Genomic DNA, 16,197 nt, shown 5'->3' on the forward strand with positions numbered 1-16,197 from the left:
GGTCGCACATACGATGGACGTGGTCCACACCCAGGTCCGTGTCTGTCGTAGCTGAGGAGAAGACGTGGCTGACGAGCTCACCCCGGAGACCCCGGAAGAAGAGCAGCCCAAGAAGACGCACAAGCAGCGCAAGAACGGGCTGTACCCCGGCGTCAGCGACGAACTCGCCGAGAGCATGCGCTCCGGCTGGGCGGACACCGAACTGCACGGGCTGGAGCCCATCGCGCAGGCCGCGCACACCGCCGCCCGCCGCGCCGCGCTGTCCGCGCGCTTCCCCGGCGAGCGCCTCGTCATCCCCGCGGGCCGCCTGAAGACCCGCTCGAACGACACCGAGTACCCCTTCCGCGCCTCGACCGAGTACGCGTACCTCACCGGCGACCAGACCGAGAACGGCGTCTTGGTCCTGGAGCCCACCGGGGAGACGGGCCACACCGCCACCGTCTACCTGCTGCCGCGCTCCAACCGTGAGAACGGCGAGTTCTGGCTGTCGGGCCAGGGCGAGCTGTGGGTCGGCCGCCGCCACTCCCTCACCGAGGCGGAGCAGCTGCTGGGCATCCCCGCCAAGGACGTCCGCGAGCTCCCCGAGGCCCTCACCGAGGCCGAGGGCCCGGTGCGCAACGTGCGCGGCCACGACCCGGTCATCGAGTCCGCCCTCACCGACAAGGTGACCAAGGAGCGCGACGAGGAACTGCGCGTCTACCTCTCCGAGGCCCGCGCCGTGAAGGACGATTTCGAGATCGGCGAGCTCCAGAAGGCCGTCGACTCCACCGTCCGCGGCTTCGAGGACGTCGTGAAGGTCCTCGACAAGGCGGAGGCCACGTCCGAGCGCTACATCGAGGGCACCTTCTTCCTGCGCGCCCGCGTCGAGGGCAACGACATCGGCTACGGCTCCATCTGTGCCGCGGGCCCGCACGCCTGCACCCTGCACTGGGTCCGCAACGACGGGGACGTCCGCTCCGGCGACCTGCTGCTGCTCGACGCCGGCGTGGAGACCCACTCCCTCTACACCGCCGACGTCACGCGCACGCTGCCGATCAACGGCACGTACACCGACATCCAGCGCAAGATCTACGACGCGGTCTACGAGTCCCAGGAAGCCGGCATCGCCGCCGTCAAGCCGGGTGCGAAGTTCCGCGACTTCCACGACGCCTCCCAGCACGTGCTCGCCGAGAAGCTCGTCGAGTGGGGCCTGCTGGAGGGCCCGGTCGAGCGCGTCCTGGAGCTCGGCCTGCAGCGCCGCTGGACCCTGCACGGCACCGGTCACATGCTCGGCATGGACGTCCACGACTGCGCGGCCGCGCGCACCGAGGCGTACGTCGACGGCACGCTGGAGCCGGGCATGTGCCTCACCGTCGAGCCGGGTCTGTACTTCCAGGCCGACGACCTGACCGTGCCCGAGGAGTACCGCGGCATCGGCGTCCGGATCGAGGACGACATCCTCGTCACCGAAGACGGCAACCGGAACCTGTCGGCCGGACTGCCCCGCACCTCGGTCGAGGTCGAGGCCTGGATGGCGCGGCTCAAGGGCTGACGCTGGGGCTGTCGCATGGGCTGACGCTCGGGCTGTCGCATGAGCTGACGCGCGGGCTGACGCGTGGACTGGTGGACTGGCGCCTGGGTGACGACCCCGCTCGCGCGCATGACGAAGGGCGGGCTCCCGGCAGGGGGCCCGCCCTTCGGCGTCCTACGACACCTTCAGCAGCGCGTCGTCGCGCCATTTCAGCATCTTGTCGAAGCTCACCACCGCACCGCGGCCCGGCCTGTTGCGGAGGCGGACGTGGTCGGCGAGTTCTGCGATCAGGTGCAGGCCCCGGCCGTGCTCGGCGAGCGACGGTCTGAGGGGGGCCACCGTCGCGGGCGGGAACCCCGGACCCGAATCGGTCACTTCGATGTGGCAGCGGTCCCCGTCCAGATAGGCCGTGACGTGGTACGCCTCGGTCTCGTCCGGGATGCCGCCGCACCCGCCGTGCTCCACCGCGTTCGCGCACGCCTCGCTCAGCGCCACCGACAGATCGAAGGAGATGTCCGGGTCCACCCCCGCGGTCTCCATCGTCCCCAGCAGCAGTCGCCTGGCGAGCGGCACGCTCGCGGCTTCGCGCCTCAAGTGGAGAGACCACCAGATGCTCATACGGTTACGTATTGCCACCAGCCGGGGACCGTAAGCGCCCGGGGGGCCGTCGGACCCCTCATTGCCCCCGTTCGGCCGATGCGACTCTCCGGGCATCGGTGTATGCGGGGCGGGCGGGTCGGTGGGGTGCCTGCGGCCGTGCCCGCGGAGGCGGTTGACGGGCCGTACGAGAGGGCCCTCCACGGGGCGTGCCCGGGGGCGTTCGAGCGGGACTCAAGGGATGTTTCGGACCTGCCGTAGGAAGGGTCCAAGCGCAGTGCGATGATGGCCCGGCCATGACTGCCCCCCACGCGACGCACGCCGGAGCCGGCCTCCGGCTGATCCGGGCCGCGGTGTTCACCGCGGTCTGTGTCGTGCTGTCCGCCGCAGGGCACGCTCTGGCATCGTGCGCCACCGTGCCCTGGTGGTCGCTGTCCCTCGGCTTCCTCGCCGTCTTCGCGGTCGCGGCCCCGCTCGCGGGACGCCGGCGCACGCTGCCCGGCATCGCCGCCGGGCTCACCGCCGGACAGCTCACCCTGCACGTGCTGTTCGGCCTCGGCCAGCACGACGCCGTGACGGCCCAGGCCCCGGCCGCGGCCTCCGACGGCTCGCTCGCGGAGTTCGCCGCCCGGCTGGTGTGCGGGGGCAATTCCGTACCGCTCAGCCCGGCCGATGCCCGGCAGATCCTGGAGACCGCCGGCCTGGACCCGGCCGCCCTCGCCGCACAGGCAGGTCAGCTCACTCAGGCAGGAGGGCTGGCCGCACAAGGCCACGGCGCACACGCCCACCTGGCGCAGGCCGCCACCACCACGCCCGCGACCGGTCTCTTCAGCCCGGCCATGCTGCTCGCCCACCTGCTGGCCGCGCTCGCCGCCGGCTGGCTGCTCGGCCGCGGCGACGCCGCGCTCTTCCGGCTCGTCGAGCTGTCCCGGCTGTCCGCCGAAGCCGATCCCGTACGGCCGCTGCGCGCCGCGCTGGCCTTCGTACGGGCCCTCGGCGCCGGACTCAAGGGGGCGCCCGCGAGGCCGCGAGCCCCGCGGGCCGATGCGGCATCCCCGGCCGCGACCGGCCGGGAGGCACTCCAGCACACGGTGATCAGGCGTGGGCCGCCCACGGCGCTCGCCCTCGCAGCCTGACGCGGCACCCTCCTCCCCGGGACACACGGTGGGAGCACCGGTGCCGCGAACTCCGCGCGCGCCCGTGCGCGGAGCCACCGTCGCCCCTGCTTCCGTGGAGTGTTTCCGCCATGAAGACCTCTCGCATCTCCTTCGCCGCCGCCCTCGCCGCCGGTGCCGTCCTCGTCCTGTCCGGTCCTGCCTTCGCGCATGTCAGCGTGCAGCCCGGCGAGGCCATCAAGGGCGGCTACGCGACGATCAACTTCAAGGTCCCCAACGAGCGTGACAACGCCTCGACCACGCAGCTCGAGGTCAACTTCCCGATCGACCAGCCACTCACGTCCGTCATGCCGCAGGACATCCCCGGCTGGACCGTGACGGTCGAGAAGAGCAAGCTCGACAAGCCGCTCACCGTGCACGGCAAGCAGGTCAACGAGGCCGTCACCAAGGTGACCTGGTCGGGCGGCAAGATCGAGCCCGGCAAGTTCCAGCAGTTCCCGGTCTCCGTCGGCAAGCTCCCCGAGAACGCCGACCAGATGGTCTTCAAGGCGATCCAGACGTACGACAACAACGAGGTCGTCCGCTGGATCGAGGAGGCCAAGGAAGGCGCCGCGGAACCGCAGACGCCGGCTCCCGTCCTGAAGCTGACCGCCGCCAAGGGCGCGGACGACCACCACGACGCCGGTGACAAGAACGTCGACGCCAAGAACTCCGGCACGAACGGGAACGACGGGCACGGCCACGACAAGGCGGTCGGCAAGCACGGCTCCGACACGACCGCGCGCGCCCTCGGCATCGCCGGCATCGTCATCGGACTGGGCGGAGTCGCCTTCGGCATCGTCTCGCGCCGCCGCTCCGCCTGATCCACCTGATCCACCTGATCCACCGCGCCCGTAGACCAGGCGCTCAAGACCATCCGCAAACCTCCACCTCCCCGATCCCAGGGACATCTCCATGCGCACCACACGTGTGACGGTCGCCGCTCTTCTCGCGGCGGCCGCGCTCACCCTCACCGCCTGCGGCGGCGAAGCCGCCAAGACCGCCTCGGTCACCCAGATCAGCGGCGGCCAGAACAACGCCAAGGCCGGAACCGTCCTGGACCGCCCCTTCACCAAGCCGGAGCTGGTCCTGACGGACACCACCGGCAAGCCGTGGAACCTGCGCGAGCAGACCAAGGGCAAGCCGACACTCATCTACTTCGGCTACACGAACTGCCCCGACGTGTGCCCGCTGACAATGAGCAACATCGCCGTCGCCAAGAAGTCGCTCCCGAAGGCGGACCAGGACAACCTCCGGATCGTCTTCGTCACCACCGACCCCGAAAGGGACACTCCCGCCTCCCTCGGCGCGTGGCTCAAGGCCCAGGACCCGTCCTTCACCGGACTGACCGGGCAGTTCGCCACCATCCAGGCTGCCGCGCGCTCGCTCGGCATCGGCATCGAGGCCGCCACGAAGGAAGCCGACGGCAGCGTCGTCTCCATGCACGGTGCCCAGGTCATCGCGTTCTCGCCCAAGACGGACGAGGGCTACGTGCTCTACGGCGAGGGCACCACCGTCGACGACTACACCAAGGACCTGCCGGAGATCATCAAGGGAGAGAACCCGTGACCGCCCGCACCACCCGCACCCTGGCCGCCGCCTTCTCCCTGACGGCAGCCCTCGCCATATCGGGCTGCTCCGCCTCCTCGGAGGACGCGGCCAAGCCCTCGATGAAGGTCAGCGGCGCCTTCATGCCGCAGCCCGTCAACGACAAGATGGCCGGCGCGTTCATGGTCATCGAGAACGACTCCAAGACCGCCGACAGGCTCACCGGTGTCACCTCCACGCTCTCCGACGATCTCCAGATCCACGAGACCAAGGACCAGAAGATGCAGCAGGTCCCGTCCCTGGACGTGCCTGCCCACGGTGAACTCAGGCTGGAGCGCGGCGGCAGCCACGTCATGTTCATGGGGCTCAAGAGCACCCCCGAGGTCGGCGACAAGGTCACCGTCGAGCTGCGCTTCGAGAAGGCCGATCCCGTAAAGGTCGAGCTCGACGTGAAGGAACGGACGTACACCGCGCAGGCTCCGGCATCCACCGCCGGCAGCGCCCACTGACGGACCGAGGAACCGACACTCCATGACGGCCACCGCCCCCGCCTCCTCCCTGGCCCGCACCCGCGCCACGGCACTCCTGCCGCGGCTCGCGCTGGTCCTCGCAGCCCTGCTGGCAACCCTGTTCACCGCGGCCTCCCCGGCCACGGCGCACGCCGCACTCACCGCGAGCGACCCCAAGGACGGGGCGGTGGTCGCCACGGCGCCCGCCCAGGTCACGCTCTCGTTCTCGGAGCAGGTCGCCATGGGCGACGACTCCATCCGCGTCCTGGACCCCAAGGGCAAGCGCGTGGACACCGGTGAACTGCGCGACTTGTGCAGCGGGAGCACCGTCCGCTACGGCACCGCCCTGCAGTCCGGCCTGCCCAACGGCACCTACACCGTTGCCTGGCAGGCCGTCTCCGCCGACAGCCACCCGGTCTCCGGTGCCTTCACCTTTTCCGTCGGCGAGCCCTCGGCCACCGAGGTCGCCCTCCCCACCCGGCAGGCGGGCGGCGGTCCGGTCGGCATCGCGTACGGGATCGCCCGCTACCTCTCCTACGCCGGCTTCACCGTCCTCGTCGGCGGCTCCGCCTTCATCCTGCTGTGCTGGCGCCGGGGCGCCGCCGAGCGGCCGCTCCAGAAGCTGGTTCTGCGCGCCTGGGTCACCCTGACCGCGGCCACCCTGACGATGCTGGTGCTCCGCGGGCCGTACACCGGGTCCGGGAAGTTCGCCGACGCCTTCGACCTCGACGCCCTCAAGGCCGTCCTGGAAACCAAGACGGGCGCCTCCCTGGTCTCCCGGCTGCTCCTGCTCGGCGCTGCGGCCCTCTTCATCGCGGTGCTCTTCGGCGTCTACGCACGCCGGGTACAGGGCTCCGCGTCTGCGTCCGGCTCCGACTCGGAATCTGCGGCCGGCTCCGGCTCCGCCGAGGAGGCCAAGGACACCAGCGACCTCGCCTTCGGCCTGGCCATCGGCGGCGCGGTTTTGTCCGGCGGCATCGCCGCCACCTGGGCCCTGTCGGAGCACGCCTCCACCGGTATCCAGCCCGCCATCGCCATGCCCGCCGACATCCTGCATCTGCTGGCCGTCGCCGCCTGGCTGGGCGGGCTCGCCGCGCTGCTCATCGCCCTGCACAGGATTCCCGGTATCGAGCGGGCCGCTGTCCGGCGCTTCTCCCGGGTGGCCTTTGTCAGTGTCCTGGTGCTCACCGCCACCGGCGTCTACCAGTCCTGGCGCCAGCTCGGCAGCTGGTCCGCCCTCACCGGCACCGACTACGGACGGCTCTTGCTCGTCAAGGCCGGCCTGGTCGCCGTCCTCGTGGGGATCGCCTCCGTGTCCCGGAGGTGGACCGCGCGGCTCGCCGACGCCGACGCCGACGCCCGAGAGGCTGACGAGGCAGCCGCTGAGGTCGACACCGGGCGGGCTGCGCTGGTCCTCGCGCCGCGCGATGTTTCACGTGAAACACAGCCCGTCGCCGTCCCCGCCGACCCCCAGCGCGCCGCGCAGCTCGCCCGGCAGCAGGCCGCCCGTGAGAACGCGCGTCGGAAGCAGGTCCGGGACGCCGATCCGGACCGTGCCGGACTGCGCCGCTCCGTCCTCGCCGAGGCGGGCATCGCCGTGGTCCTGCTGGCCGTCACCACGGTCCTCACCAGCACCGAACCGGGGCGCACCGTGGAACGGGAGACCGGCCGCGCCGGGGCCACCACCGCCGTTCCCGACCGTGCCGTCAAGGTCACCCTGCCCTTCGACACCGGCGGCCAGAACGGCAAGGGCACCATCCGCCTCGAGCTCGACCCGGGCCGGGTGGGAGCCAACACCCTGCACCTCTGGGCCGAGTCCGGTGACGGCAAGCCCTTCGACCTCCCCGAGGTCAAGGTGTCCTTCACCCTTCCCGCGAAGGACATCGGTCCCCTGCCGCTCATCCCCGAGCAGGCCGTCCCCGGACACTGGACCGCGTCCGGGGTTCAGTTGCCGCTCGCCGGCGAATGGCGCATCGACGTGACCCTCCGCACCTCCGACATCGACCAGACGACCGTCCAGAAGACCGTGAAGATCGGCTGAACAGCGTGACCGAGAGCAACCCCGACATCGAGATCTCCCGGCGCCGACTGCTGGGCACCGTCGGCGCCGCGGGCGCCGCCGGGCTCGCGCTCGGCGCCACGGGCGGCGCCCTGGCGCACGCCGCGCTCGCCGACTCCGGGAGCGGCTCCGGGTCAGGGGCCGCCGGAAGCCTGACCTCCCTCGGCGCCACCCAGGTCGCCTTCCACGGTGATCACCAGGCCGGCATCACCACACCCCTGCAGGCCAAGGGTCACCTCGTCGCCTTCGACCTCGTGGGCGGCGCGGGCCGTACGGAGGCCGCCGCACTGATGCGGCGCTGGTCCGACACCGCCCGCAGGCTCATGGCGGGAGGGACCTCCGGGTCCTCCGACACCGGTATCGCCCTCGACGCCGGCCCCTCCTCCCTCACGGTCACCTTCGGGTTCGGCCACTCCTTCTTCGAGCGCACCGGCCTCACCGCCCGGCGTCCCGTGGCCTTGGACCCGCTGCCGGACTTCTCGTCCGACCGGCTCGACGCCCAGCGCAGCAACGGCGATCTGTGGGTCCAGATCGGAGCGAACGACGGGCTCGTCGCCTTCCACGCGCTGCGCGCCCTGCAGAAGGACGCCGGGGACGCCGCCCGCGTCCGCTGGCAGATGAACGGCTTCAACCGGTCCCCCGGCGCCACCGGCACACCGATGACCGCCCGCAACCTCATGGGGCAGATCGACGGCACCGGGAATCCGAAGCCCTCGGAGCCCGACTTCGACAAGCGGATCTTCGTCCCCGGCGCGGGCCCCGGGCCGGCCGAGCACTCCTGGATGGCCGGGGGCTCGTACGCGGTGGTGCGGCGCATCCGGATGCTCCTCGACGACTGGGACAAGCAGTCGCTCGCCCAGCAGGAGCAGGTCATCGGCCGTACCAAGGCCACGGGGGCGCCGCTGACCGGCGGCGGCGAAACCACCGAGATGGCACTCGACAAGATCGGCCCCGACGGCAAGCCGGTCATCCCGTCCAACGCCCACGCGCGGATCTCCGCCCCCGAGCAGAACGGCGGGGCCGCCATGCTGCGGCGCCCCTTCTCCTTCCACGACGGGATCGGCGCCGACGGCACTCCCGACGCCGGACTCCTCTTCGTCTGCTGGCAGGCCGACCCGCTGCGCGGATTCGTCCCCGTCCAGCGCAAGCTCGACCGCGGGGACGCGCTGTCGCAGTTCATCAGGCACGAGTCCAGCGGCCTGTACGCGGTCCCGCCCGGCCCGCGCACCGGCGAGTACGTAGGGCAACGCCTGCTCGAAGGGTGAACAAGCACCCCTCGGGGCGCTGCCCCGGCATTAGGCTGATCGCATGTCGGCCACCCGCTTCACGTATCTCGGTCCCGAGGGCACTTTCACCGAAGCCGCCCTGCGTACGCTGCCGGAAGCCGCCACCCGGGAGCTCATCCCGATGGTGTCGGTGCCGGCCGCGCTGGACGCCGTGCGCAACGGTGAGGCCGCGGCTGCCCTGGTGCCGATCGAGAACTCCGTCGAGGGCGGGGTCACCGCCACCCTGGACGAGCTGGCCGCCGGCGAGCCCCTGATGATCTACCGCGAGGTGCTGCTGCCCATCGCCTTCGCGCTGCTTGTCCGGCCCGGAACCGCCCTGTCCGACGTCAAGACCGTCACCGGGCACCCGGTGGCCCAGCCCCAGGTGCGCAACTGGCTGCGGGCCAATCTGCCCGACGCGATGTGGGAGTCGGCCGCCTCGAACGCCGACGGCGCCCGGCTGGTGCAGGAGGGCCGCTTCGACGCCGCCTTCGCGGGCGAGTTCGCCGCCGCGACCTACGGCCTGGTCCCGCTGGTCACCGAGATCCACGACGCGGAGAACGCCGAGACCCGGTTCGTGCTCGTCGGGCGGCCCGCCCGGCCCGCGGCCCCGACCGGCGCGGACAAGACCTCGGTCGTGCTGTGGCTCGGCGACGACCACCCCGGTGCGCTGCTGGAGCTCCTCCAGGAGTTCGCCGTGCGCGGGGTCAACCTGATGCTGATCCAGTCCCGGCCGACGGGCCAGGGCATCGGCAACTACTGCTTCGCGGTCGACGCCGAGGGCCATGTCTCCGACCGCCGCGTCAGCGAGGCCCTCATGGGTCTCAAGAGGACGTGCCCGCACGTCCGCTTCCTCGGTTCCTATCCCCGCGCGGGCGTCGCTCAGGGTGACGGGCGTGCCCCCAGGCCGGGTACCTCCGACGGTGACTTCACGGCGGCCTCCGACTGGCTGGCGCGCTGCCTCGACGGTCGTCCGTAGGACTTCGTCACTGTCCACAGAGTTATCCACAGGCCAAGAGGGGGACCTGGGGACAAGTCGACACAGCGGCACGACAAGGTCGACATATCGGTCGGGCGACCCAGGTTTCGCGCTGGGGAGCGAAAGGTGAACGGCGTCACCCACGTATCAGGGATCAACTCTTTGGGGCGAGTCATTCCCACCCGAATGAGTGTGTGAGGGTGGTTTGAACCCTGATTCGCCCCGAGGGTCGGCCGCTCGCGATTGATCTATTTCCGTGTCCACAGATGCAGCCCACAGCCTGTGGATAAGGTGGGGGCAGCAGAAATTCCTGTGGACAAGGAACGCCCTCCGGTGCTGCTCAGGACCTCCTCGGCCGTCGGCGTTGGGCCCCCTTTCGGGGAATGGGCCGCTTTATCGACCGCCCGAGAGGGATCACTTCCAGCCGACCGCCAAGACTTATCCATTCACGGCAATTGGGACATAGCGACACGCAGCGTGATATCGGTGTGATCCCAGGAACCCCAGCCCGGTAGCCTGGAGGGGTGATTGACCTCCGGCTGCTCCGTGAAGACCCTGACCGTGTCCGCGCCTCGCAGCGCGCCCGTGGAGAGGACGTCGAACTCGTCGACGCACTGCTCTCCGCCGACGAGCGCCGCAGGTCCTCAGGCATGCGCTTCGACGAACTGCGCAATGAGCAGAAGTCCCTGGGCAAGCTCATCCCCAAGGCCTCCCCGGAGGAGCGGGCGGAGCTGCTGAAGCGGGCCGAGCAGCTCAAGCAGGACGTCAAGGCGGCCGAGGCCGAGCAGAACGAGGCCGACGAGGCCGCCAAGAAGCTCCTGCTCCAGCTCGGCAACATCGTCCACGAGGACGTCCCGGTCGGCGGCGAGGAGGACTTCACCGTCCTGGAGACGCACGGCACCATCCGCGACTTCGCCGCCGAGGGCTTCGAGCCCAAGGACCACCTGGAGCTCGGCGAATCGCTGGGCGCCATCGACGTCGAGCGCGGCGCAAAGGTGTCGGGCTCGCGCTTCTACTACCTCACCGGAGTGGGCGCCCTGCTGGAGCTGGCCCTGGTCAACGCCGCCATCGCGCAGGCCACCGAAGCCGGATTCATCCCGATGCTCACCCCCGCCCTGGTCCGCCCGCGCGCCATGGAGGGCACCGGCTTCCTCGGCCAGGCCGCGGAGAACGTGTACCACCTGGAGAAGGACGACTACTACCTGGTCGGCACCTCCGAGGTCCCGCTCGCCGCGTACCACATGGACGAGATCATCGACGGCGACAAGCTGCCGCTGCGGTACGCCGGCTTCTCGCCGTGCTTCCGCCGCGAGGCCGGTACGTACGGCAAGGACACCCGCGGCATCTTCCGCGTCCACCAGTTCGACAAGGTCGAGATGTTCTCGTACGTCGCGCCGGAGGAGGCCGAAGCCGAGCACCAGCGCCTCCTGGAGTGGGAGAAGCAGTGGCTGACCAGCCTGGAGCTGCCGTTCCAGGTGATCGACGTCGCCACCGGTGACCTGGGCGCCTCCGCCTCCCGCAAGTTCGACTGCGAGGCGTGGATCCCGACCCAGGGCAAGTACCGCGAGCTGACCTCCGCCTCGAACTGCGACGGCTTCCAGGCCCGCCGTCTGTCGATCCGCTACCGCGACGGCAAGAAGACCCAGCCGCTGTCCACGCTGAACGGCACGCTGTGCGCTGTGCCGCGCACGATCGTCGCGATCCTGGAGAACCACCAGCAGGCCGACGGTTCGGTACGGGTGCCGCAGGTGCTCCGTCCGTACCTGGGCGGCCGCGAGGTCCTGGAGCCGATCACCAAGTGAGCCCGGCCCCGTTCCCGTACAAGCTCGTCGCGACCGATCTCGACGGCACGCTGCTGCGTGGCGACGACACCGTTTCGGAACGCACCCGTGAAGCGCTCGCCGCGGCCACCGCGGCGGGCGCGGCCCACATCATCGTCACCGGCCGTGCCGTGCCGTGGACCCGGAGCGTGCTGGACGATCTCGGCTACAAGGGGATCGCCGTGTGCGGGCAGGGCGCGCAGGTCTACGACGCGGGCGCTCACCGGCTGCTGACCTCGGTGACGCTGGACCGGCAGCTCGCCGGCCTGGCGCTGTCGAAGATCGAGGCCGAGATCGGGCCGCTGGCCCTGGCGGCCAGCCGGGACGGGGTGGACGGCGACGTCCTGTTCGGGCCCGGCTACCAGGTGCAGGAGGGCCTCCCGGCCCTTTACCTGGAGGACACCGCCGCAGTGTGGACGGCTCCACTGAACAAGCTGTACATCCAGCACCCCGAGCTGGACGACGACACGCTCGTCAAGGCAGCCCGGGAGACCGTGGGCAGCCTGGTCGACATCGTGATGGCCGGTCCCGGCATAGTGGAGATCCTTCCGCTCGGACTGACCAAGGCCACCGGCCTCTCGCTGGCCGCGCGCCGGCTCGGCGTGAAGGCCGCGGAGACCATCGCCTTCGGCGACATGCCCAACGACATCCCGATGTTCGGCTGGGCAGCGCACGGGGTGGCGATGGCCAACGCGCACGCGGAGCTGAAGGCGGTGGCCGACGAGGTGACGACCTCCAACGAGGAGGACGGCATCGCGGTGGTACTGGAGCGACTGCTGGGCGCCCCGTAGCCGCACGGCGCACAAGTACGAGAGGTCCGGGGCAGCCCGCGCCGGATGGCGCGCTCGAAGTGGCTGCCCCGGACCTTTTTGTTGCTCCCCGCACGACTCACTCTGCCCCTCGCAAACGCCCCGTACCAGCGAATTTCCGCGCGTCAGCCGTGGATCCGGCGGCGTCGCCAGTAGGCGGCCGTCACGACCGCGAGAAGCGGGCCCCACAGCACCAGCGGGGCGTAGCAAAGGGTCATGAGCCACCAGCCGGCCCCGGTGGGCGCCCCCGGCATCGCCATGGCCGTGCTCCAGTGGAAGGCACCTCCGACGGTGATGCAGGTGACGGCTACGGCCCCGAGCAAGGCGGGTGCGACGGCCGCGAGGGGCGGGATCCGGCGGCCCGCCAGCGAGGGGATCCAGCCGGGGACCACCTCGCCCCAGCGCTGTACGAGGCCGAGGGTGAGCAGGCCCAAACCCTCGGCGAAGGCGCTGAGGGCCACCAGGTAGAAGGACCACACGCCCGGGAAGAGTTCGGCCTCCAGTCCGCTGCCGACTCCCCAGCCGACGGGTATGCCGACCGCGATGGCGATCCGCCACAGGCCGCTGGGCAGGAGGGTGAGGGTGGCCCCATGGGCGGCCCAGCGGATCGGGCGGCTGACGGCGGGGACGGCGGGGGCAGCGGGAGTCGCGATGTGTGTGGTCATCTTCCAAGTCCTGTTCAGGAGGCGGCTGGTGATGCCTCAAGCCTCTTCCGGCGGGCCCGCCGGGACCATCCGCCGATCAGCAGGTCCGCGGTGGCACGGTGGCGGCTGTCTCTGCCGAACGGCAGATGGCCGGCCTGGGCGTGCGCTCGTAGGGTCGGCCCATGACCGGGAACCTGCGTGCCGTCTGTGCCCCGTTGCTGGCTTCGGCTGCCGTCGCCGGCATCGTCGCGTCGTTCCTGGGGGCGCCCGCGCCGTGGGTGCTGCTCTGGGCGTGTCTCCTGCTGCCGCTGCTGGCTCTGGTGCCCCGCTGGTCCCCGGTGCGTTCGGGGGCCGTCGCGGGCGCCCTGGGCGTGGCGGCCGTGGCGCTGTGGACGGTCCCGTTGGTGTGGGCGGACGGATCGTGGCTGGAGGTCGGCGGGGCAGCGGCCTTCTGGGCGTTGCCGGCCTTCGGTGCGGTGGCTCTGGGCGGCCATCTGCGCCGACAGGTGGGCCTGACGCGGCAGGCCGTACGGGACGCACGGCGCGACCAGCAGCTGGAACTGGCGCGGGATCTGCATGACTTCGTGGCCCACGACGTGAGCGCCATCGTGGTGCAGGCCCAAGCGGCCCGGTTCGTGGCGGGCAGCGACCCCGAGCAGGCGGTCCGCGCGCTGGAGCGGATCGAGGCGGCGGGGCTCGCCGCTCTCGCCTGCATGGACCGGACCGTGCACGCCCTTCGGGAGGCGGCCGGAGCGCAGTCCGCCTCGGTCCCGGGGACCTCCGAGCTGCCGAGGCTGGTGGAGCGCTTCGAGGGTGCGGTTCTGAAGGTCGATCCGGCAGCGGTACGGGAGCTGTCGCGGGAGGCGGACACCACCGCATACCGGGTGGCCGTCGAGGCCCTGACGAACGTACGCCGGCACGCGCTGGGAGCGTCGGTGGTACGCGTCGGTCTGCGACGAGCCCCGGCCGGGATAGAGCTGAGCGTGACCAACTCCGCGCCGGCCCGGGGCGCGAGCGGGCTGCTGGGGCGGCGGCGTCGGGGCGGGACGGGGTTGGCGGGTCTGCGTGGGCGGGTGGAGGCGGCGGGCGGCACGCTGCGAGCCGGAGTAGGCGAGGACGGTGGGTGGCTGGTTTCGGCGGTGTTCCCGGCGGTGGCCGGTCCCAAGGGGTGATCATGACGGCGTGACCACACGCATCCTGATAGCCGACGACCAAGAGGACATCCGCAGCGGTTTCCGGCTGATCCTGGATTCACAGCCGGACATGACCGTGGTGGGGGAGGCGGGGGACGGGGAGAGCGCGGTGGAGCTCGCCCGCGAACTGCGGCCGGACGTGGTGCTGGCGGACATCCGGATGCCGCGGCTGGACGGGCTGGAGGTGACCCGGCTGCTGGCGCCGCAGACCCGGGTGGTGGTGGTGACCACCTTCGATCTCGACGAATACGTGCACACCGCGCTGCGCAACGGCGCCTGCGGCTTCCTGCTGAAGCGGTCGGGTCCGGCGCTGCTGATCGAGGGTGTGCGGGCGGCGATGGCCGGGGACACACTGATCAGTCCACAGATCACGGTGCGGCTGCTGAGCCGGCTGACGCAGGCGGGTCCGGTGTCGCGGTCCGCAGCGCATCCGCTGACGGAGCGGGAGCTGGAAATCGTACGGCTGGTGGCACGGGGGCTGACCAACGCCGAGATCGGCGCGGAGCTGTTCATCACCGCGGGGACGGCGAAGACCCACATCGCGAACGTCCAGGCGAAGCTCGTAGTGCGGAACCGGGTGGGGATCGCCGCGTGGGCGTGGGAGCACGGCGTGGCGAGGGCGGAGCACCGCTAACGAGGTTTCACGTGAAACAGGGACCGTGTTTCACGTGAAACAACGTGGCGGGTGAGCGGCCAGGCAAGCAGGCCGACCGCCAGCGAAATGGCGTGGCCAAGGTCGGTGAAGTTTCCGCCGGTGGCGAGGGGGAGACCGAAGAAGGCGACCGCCCCGGCCAGGTAGAACCATCTCCAGGGGCTGGGGAGCCGGTAGGTGAGGACGCCCACGGCGGCCGCGAGCCCGTAGCTGACGCCGATGTCGACGACGTGGGTCATGCTGCGCGGCGCGCGGTGGTCCTGGATGGCCGTCAGCAGGACCTTCTGGCTGACCAGGGTGGCCACGATGTGGGCGGTCGCGACGATCACGAGCCAGCGCAGGGTGCCGAGCCAGCGTTCGACGGGGGCGTGGAAGAGCTCGAAGAGCACGGCGTACAGGGCGAGCGAGGCTGGGCTCTCGATCCAGAAGGCGCTGCTGAGGAGGGCCCGGACGGGGTACTTGACGAGCTGGTGGATATTGCTGCTGTTGCGGTGGAGCAGGACGCCCTCGACCTGGTCGGGCGCGATCACGACGATGACGCTCGTGACGGCGATGATCAGCAGCCAGATGTGTGTTCCGGGCGAGGAGCGTATCCAGGACCGCAGGGGCCTGGACGGCTCCGGCTCGGGGTGCTCGACCATGCACCGATGATGCCCCGCGAAGGTGTGCCCCGCCTGGCCGGTGGGCCGGGCGGGGCACAGCTTCGCGCAGGGTGCGTCGGGGCGGGAGTGGGCCTACTCCTCACCGGCCAGGGTGAGGCGGCGCAGCTTCTGGCCGGCGTAGACGGTGGCGCCGACGGTGACCACGGAGAGCAGGACCACAGCGGTGGGCAGGCCGACCGTGGCATCGACGTATCCCTCGCCCGCGACCTTCTCGGCGAGGGAGAGGGCCCACTGCTGGACGCTGAGGGTCTTGGCGCCGGAGACCAGGCTGCCGAAGAGCGATTCCCAGATCAGGGCGTAGACCAGGCCGAAGACGACCGCGTGCCGGCTCACGGTGCCCAGCAGCAGGAACAGAGCGCTGTAGGCGATCGAGGCGACGAGGGCGGCGACCGTGTAGGCGACGGCGATCTGCTGGCCGTTGCCGTTGAGGATGAAGCCGGCGATCAGGGTGGGAATGGCGGAGAAGGCCATGGTGACGGCGATCGCGACGATCAGCTTGGTCATGATGATCGTCGGCCGCTTCACCGGCTTGGAGAGCAGGTAGACGATCGATCCGTCGTCGATCTCGGGGCCGATGGCGCCGGTGCCGGCGATGACGCCGATCAGCGGGACCATCGTGGCGAGGGCGAAGCCGCCGAGCAGGTCGGCGGCGACCTTGTCGTCGACCCCCGTGAGCGCGCGGACGGCGATCGAGATGACGATCAGCAGGGCGGGCAGCAGGAAGAGGATCAGCGCCCGGCGGCGGCCGAGCAGGGCCCGGTAGGTGAGCCGGGCAACGGTGGGGTTGTACATGGGT

General features: G+C 71.0%; 16 protein-coding genes. 12 read left to right on the forward strand and 4 right to left on the reverse strand.

Features of this window, described 5'->3' with window-relative positions; genetic code table 11:
• Window positions 1–64: 64 nt before the first annotated feature.
• Entirely contained in the window at window positions 65–1,531 is a 1,467-nt protein-coding gene (locus tag J7E94_RS06515) for an aminopeptidase P family protein (protein ID WP_215013135.1), read from the forward strand.
• A 153-nt stretch (window positions 1,532–1,684) separates the two neighbouring features.
• Here J7E94_RS06515 and J7E94_RS06520 read toward each other — a convergent pair whose 3' ends face one another.
• On the reverse strand, window positions 1,685–2,128 hold the full coding sequence (locus J7E94_RS06520; RefSeq protein WP_215013136.1) for an ATP-binding protein: 444 nt from the start codon (window positions 2,126–2,128) through the stop codon (window positions 1,685–1,687).
• Between the two features lie 275 nt (window positions 2,129–2,403).
• Between J7E94_RS06520 and J7E94_RS06525 the strand changes: the two genes are divergently transcribed.
• The 9 genes from J7E94_RS06525 (at window position 2,404) to J7E94_RS06565 (ending at window position 12,232) form a co-directional block, all read left to right on the forward strand.
• Window positions 2,404–3,243, forward strand: a complete 840-nt coding sequence (locus J7E94_RS06525) for a hypothetical protein (RefSeq protein WP_215013137.1) — start codon at window positions 2,404–2,406, stop codon at window positions 3,241–3,243.
• A gap of 110 nt (window positions 3,244–3,353) precedes the next feature.
• A complete protein-coding gene (locus J7E94_RS06530; RefSeq protein WP_215013138.1) occupies window positions 3,354–4,085 on the forward strand; it encodes a YcnI family protein in 732 nt (243 codons plus the stop codon).
• A 91-nt stretch (window positions 4,086–4,176) separates the two neighbouring features.
• Window positions 4,177–4,830: an SCO family protein gene (locus J7E94_RS06535; protein WP_215013139.1), complete on the forward strand. Its 654-nt coding sequence runs from the start codon at window positions 4,177–4,179 to the stop codon at window positions 4,828–4,830.
• Window positions 4,827–5,318: a copper chaperone PCu(A)C gene (locus J7E94_RS06540; RefSeq protein ID WP_215013141.1), complete on the forward strand. Its 492-nt coding sequence runs from the start codon at window positions 4,827–4,829 to the stop codon at window positions 5,316–5,318. Before J7E94_RS06535 ends, J7E94_RS06540 begins: the two co-directional genes overlap by 4 nt.
• A 22-nt stretch (window positions 5,319–5,340) precedes the next feature.
• A complete protein-coding gene (locus tag J7E94_RS06545; protein WP_215013143.1) occupies window positions 5,341–7,359 on the forward strand; it encodes a copper resistance CopC/CopD family protein in 2,019 nt (672 codons plus the stop codon).
• Window positions 7,284–8,642, forward strand: a complete 1,359-nt coding sequence (gene efeB, locus J7E94_RS06550) for an iron uptake transporter deferrochelatase/peroxidase subunit (protein WP_215013144.1) — start codon at window positions 7,284–7,286, stop codon at window positions 8,640–8,642. Before J7E94_RS06545 ends, efeB begins: the two co-directional genes overlap by 76 nt.
• Window positions 8,643–8,685: 43 nt before the next feature.
• Entirely contained in the window at window positions 8,686–9,621 is a 936-nt protein-coding gene (gene pheA, locus J7E94_RS06555) for a prephenate dehydratase (protein WP_215013145.1), read from the forward strand.
• Between the two features lie 524 nt (window positions 9,622–10,145).
• Window positions 10,146–11,423 (forward strand): serine--tRNA ligase, encoded by a 1,278-nt coding sequence (gene serS, locus J7E94_RS06560; RefSeq protein WP_215013146.1) that lies wholly within the window; start codon window positions 10,146–10,148, stop codon window positions 11,421–11,423.
• Complete coding sequence (locus J7E94_RS06565; protein ID WP_215013147.1) at window positions 11,420–12,232, forward strand: HAD family hydrolase; 813 nt, start codon at window positions 11,420–11,422, stop codon at window positions 12,230–12,232. Before serS ends, J7E94_RS06565 begins: the two co-directional genes overlap by 4 nt.
• Window positions 12,233–12,375: 143 nt before the next feature.
• Here J7E94_RS06565 and J7E94_RS06570 read toward each other — a convergent pair whose 3' ends face one another.
• The gene (locus tag J7E94_RS06570) at window positions 12,376–12,915 is read right to left on the reverse strand and encodes a hypothetical protein (protein WP_215013148.1); all 540 of its coding nucleotides are present in this window, start codon (window positions 12,913–12,915) and stop codon (window positions 12,376–12,378) included.
• 161 nt (window positions 12,916–13,076) lie between these two features.
• Here J7E94_RS06570 and J7E94_RS06575 point away from each other — a divergent pair, with 161 nt between their 5' ends.
• Both J7E94_RS06575 and J7E94_RS06580 read left to right on the forward strand, forming a co-directional pair.
• Complete coding sequence (locus J7E94_RS06575; protein ID WP_215013149.1) at window positions 13,077–14,066, forward strand: sensor histidine kinase; 990 nt, start codon at window positions 13,077–13,079, stop codon at window positions 14,064–14,066.
• A 10-nt stretch (window positions 14,067–14,076) separates the two neighbouring features.
• Window positions 14,077–14,721 (forward strand): response regulator transcription factor, encoded by a 645-nt coding sequence (locus tag J7E94_RS06580; RefSeq protein ID WP_215013150.1) that lies wholly within the window; start codon window positions 14,077–14,079, stop codon window positions 14,719–14,721.
• Here J7E94_RS06580 and J7E94_RS06585 read toward each other — a convergent pair.
• Window positions 14,718–15,380 (reverse strand): rhomboid-like protein, encoded by a 663-nt coding sequence (locus tag J7E94_RS06585; protein ID WP_215013152.1) that lies wholly within the window; start codon window positions 15,378–15,380, stop codon window positions 14,718–14,720. The genes J7E94_RS06580 and J7E94_RS06585 overlap by 4 nt on opposite strands.
• 93 nt (window positions 15,381–15,473) lie before the next feature.
• Window positions 15,474–16,193: an ABC transporter permease gene (locus J7E94_RS06590; protein ID WP_215013153.1), complete on the reverse strand. Its 720-nt coding sequence runs from the start codon at window positions 16,191–16,193 to the stop codon at window positions 15,474–15,476.
• Between the last annotated feature and the right edge of the window lie 4 nt (window positions 16,194–16,197).

Origin of the sequence: Streptomyces sp. ISL-94 (assembly GCF_018614075.1) — a bacterium.
Taxonomy (GTDB): Bacteria; Actinomycetota; Actinomycetes; order Streptomycetales; family Streptomycetaceae; genus Streptomyces.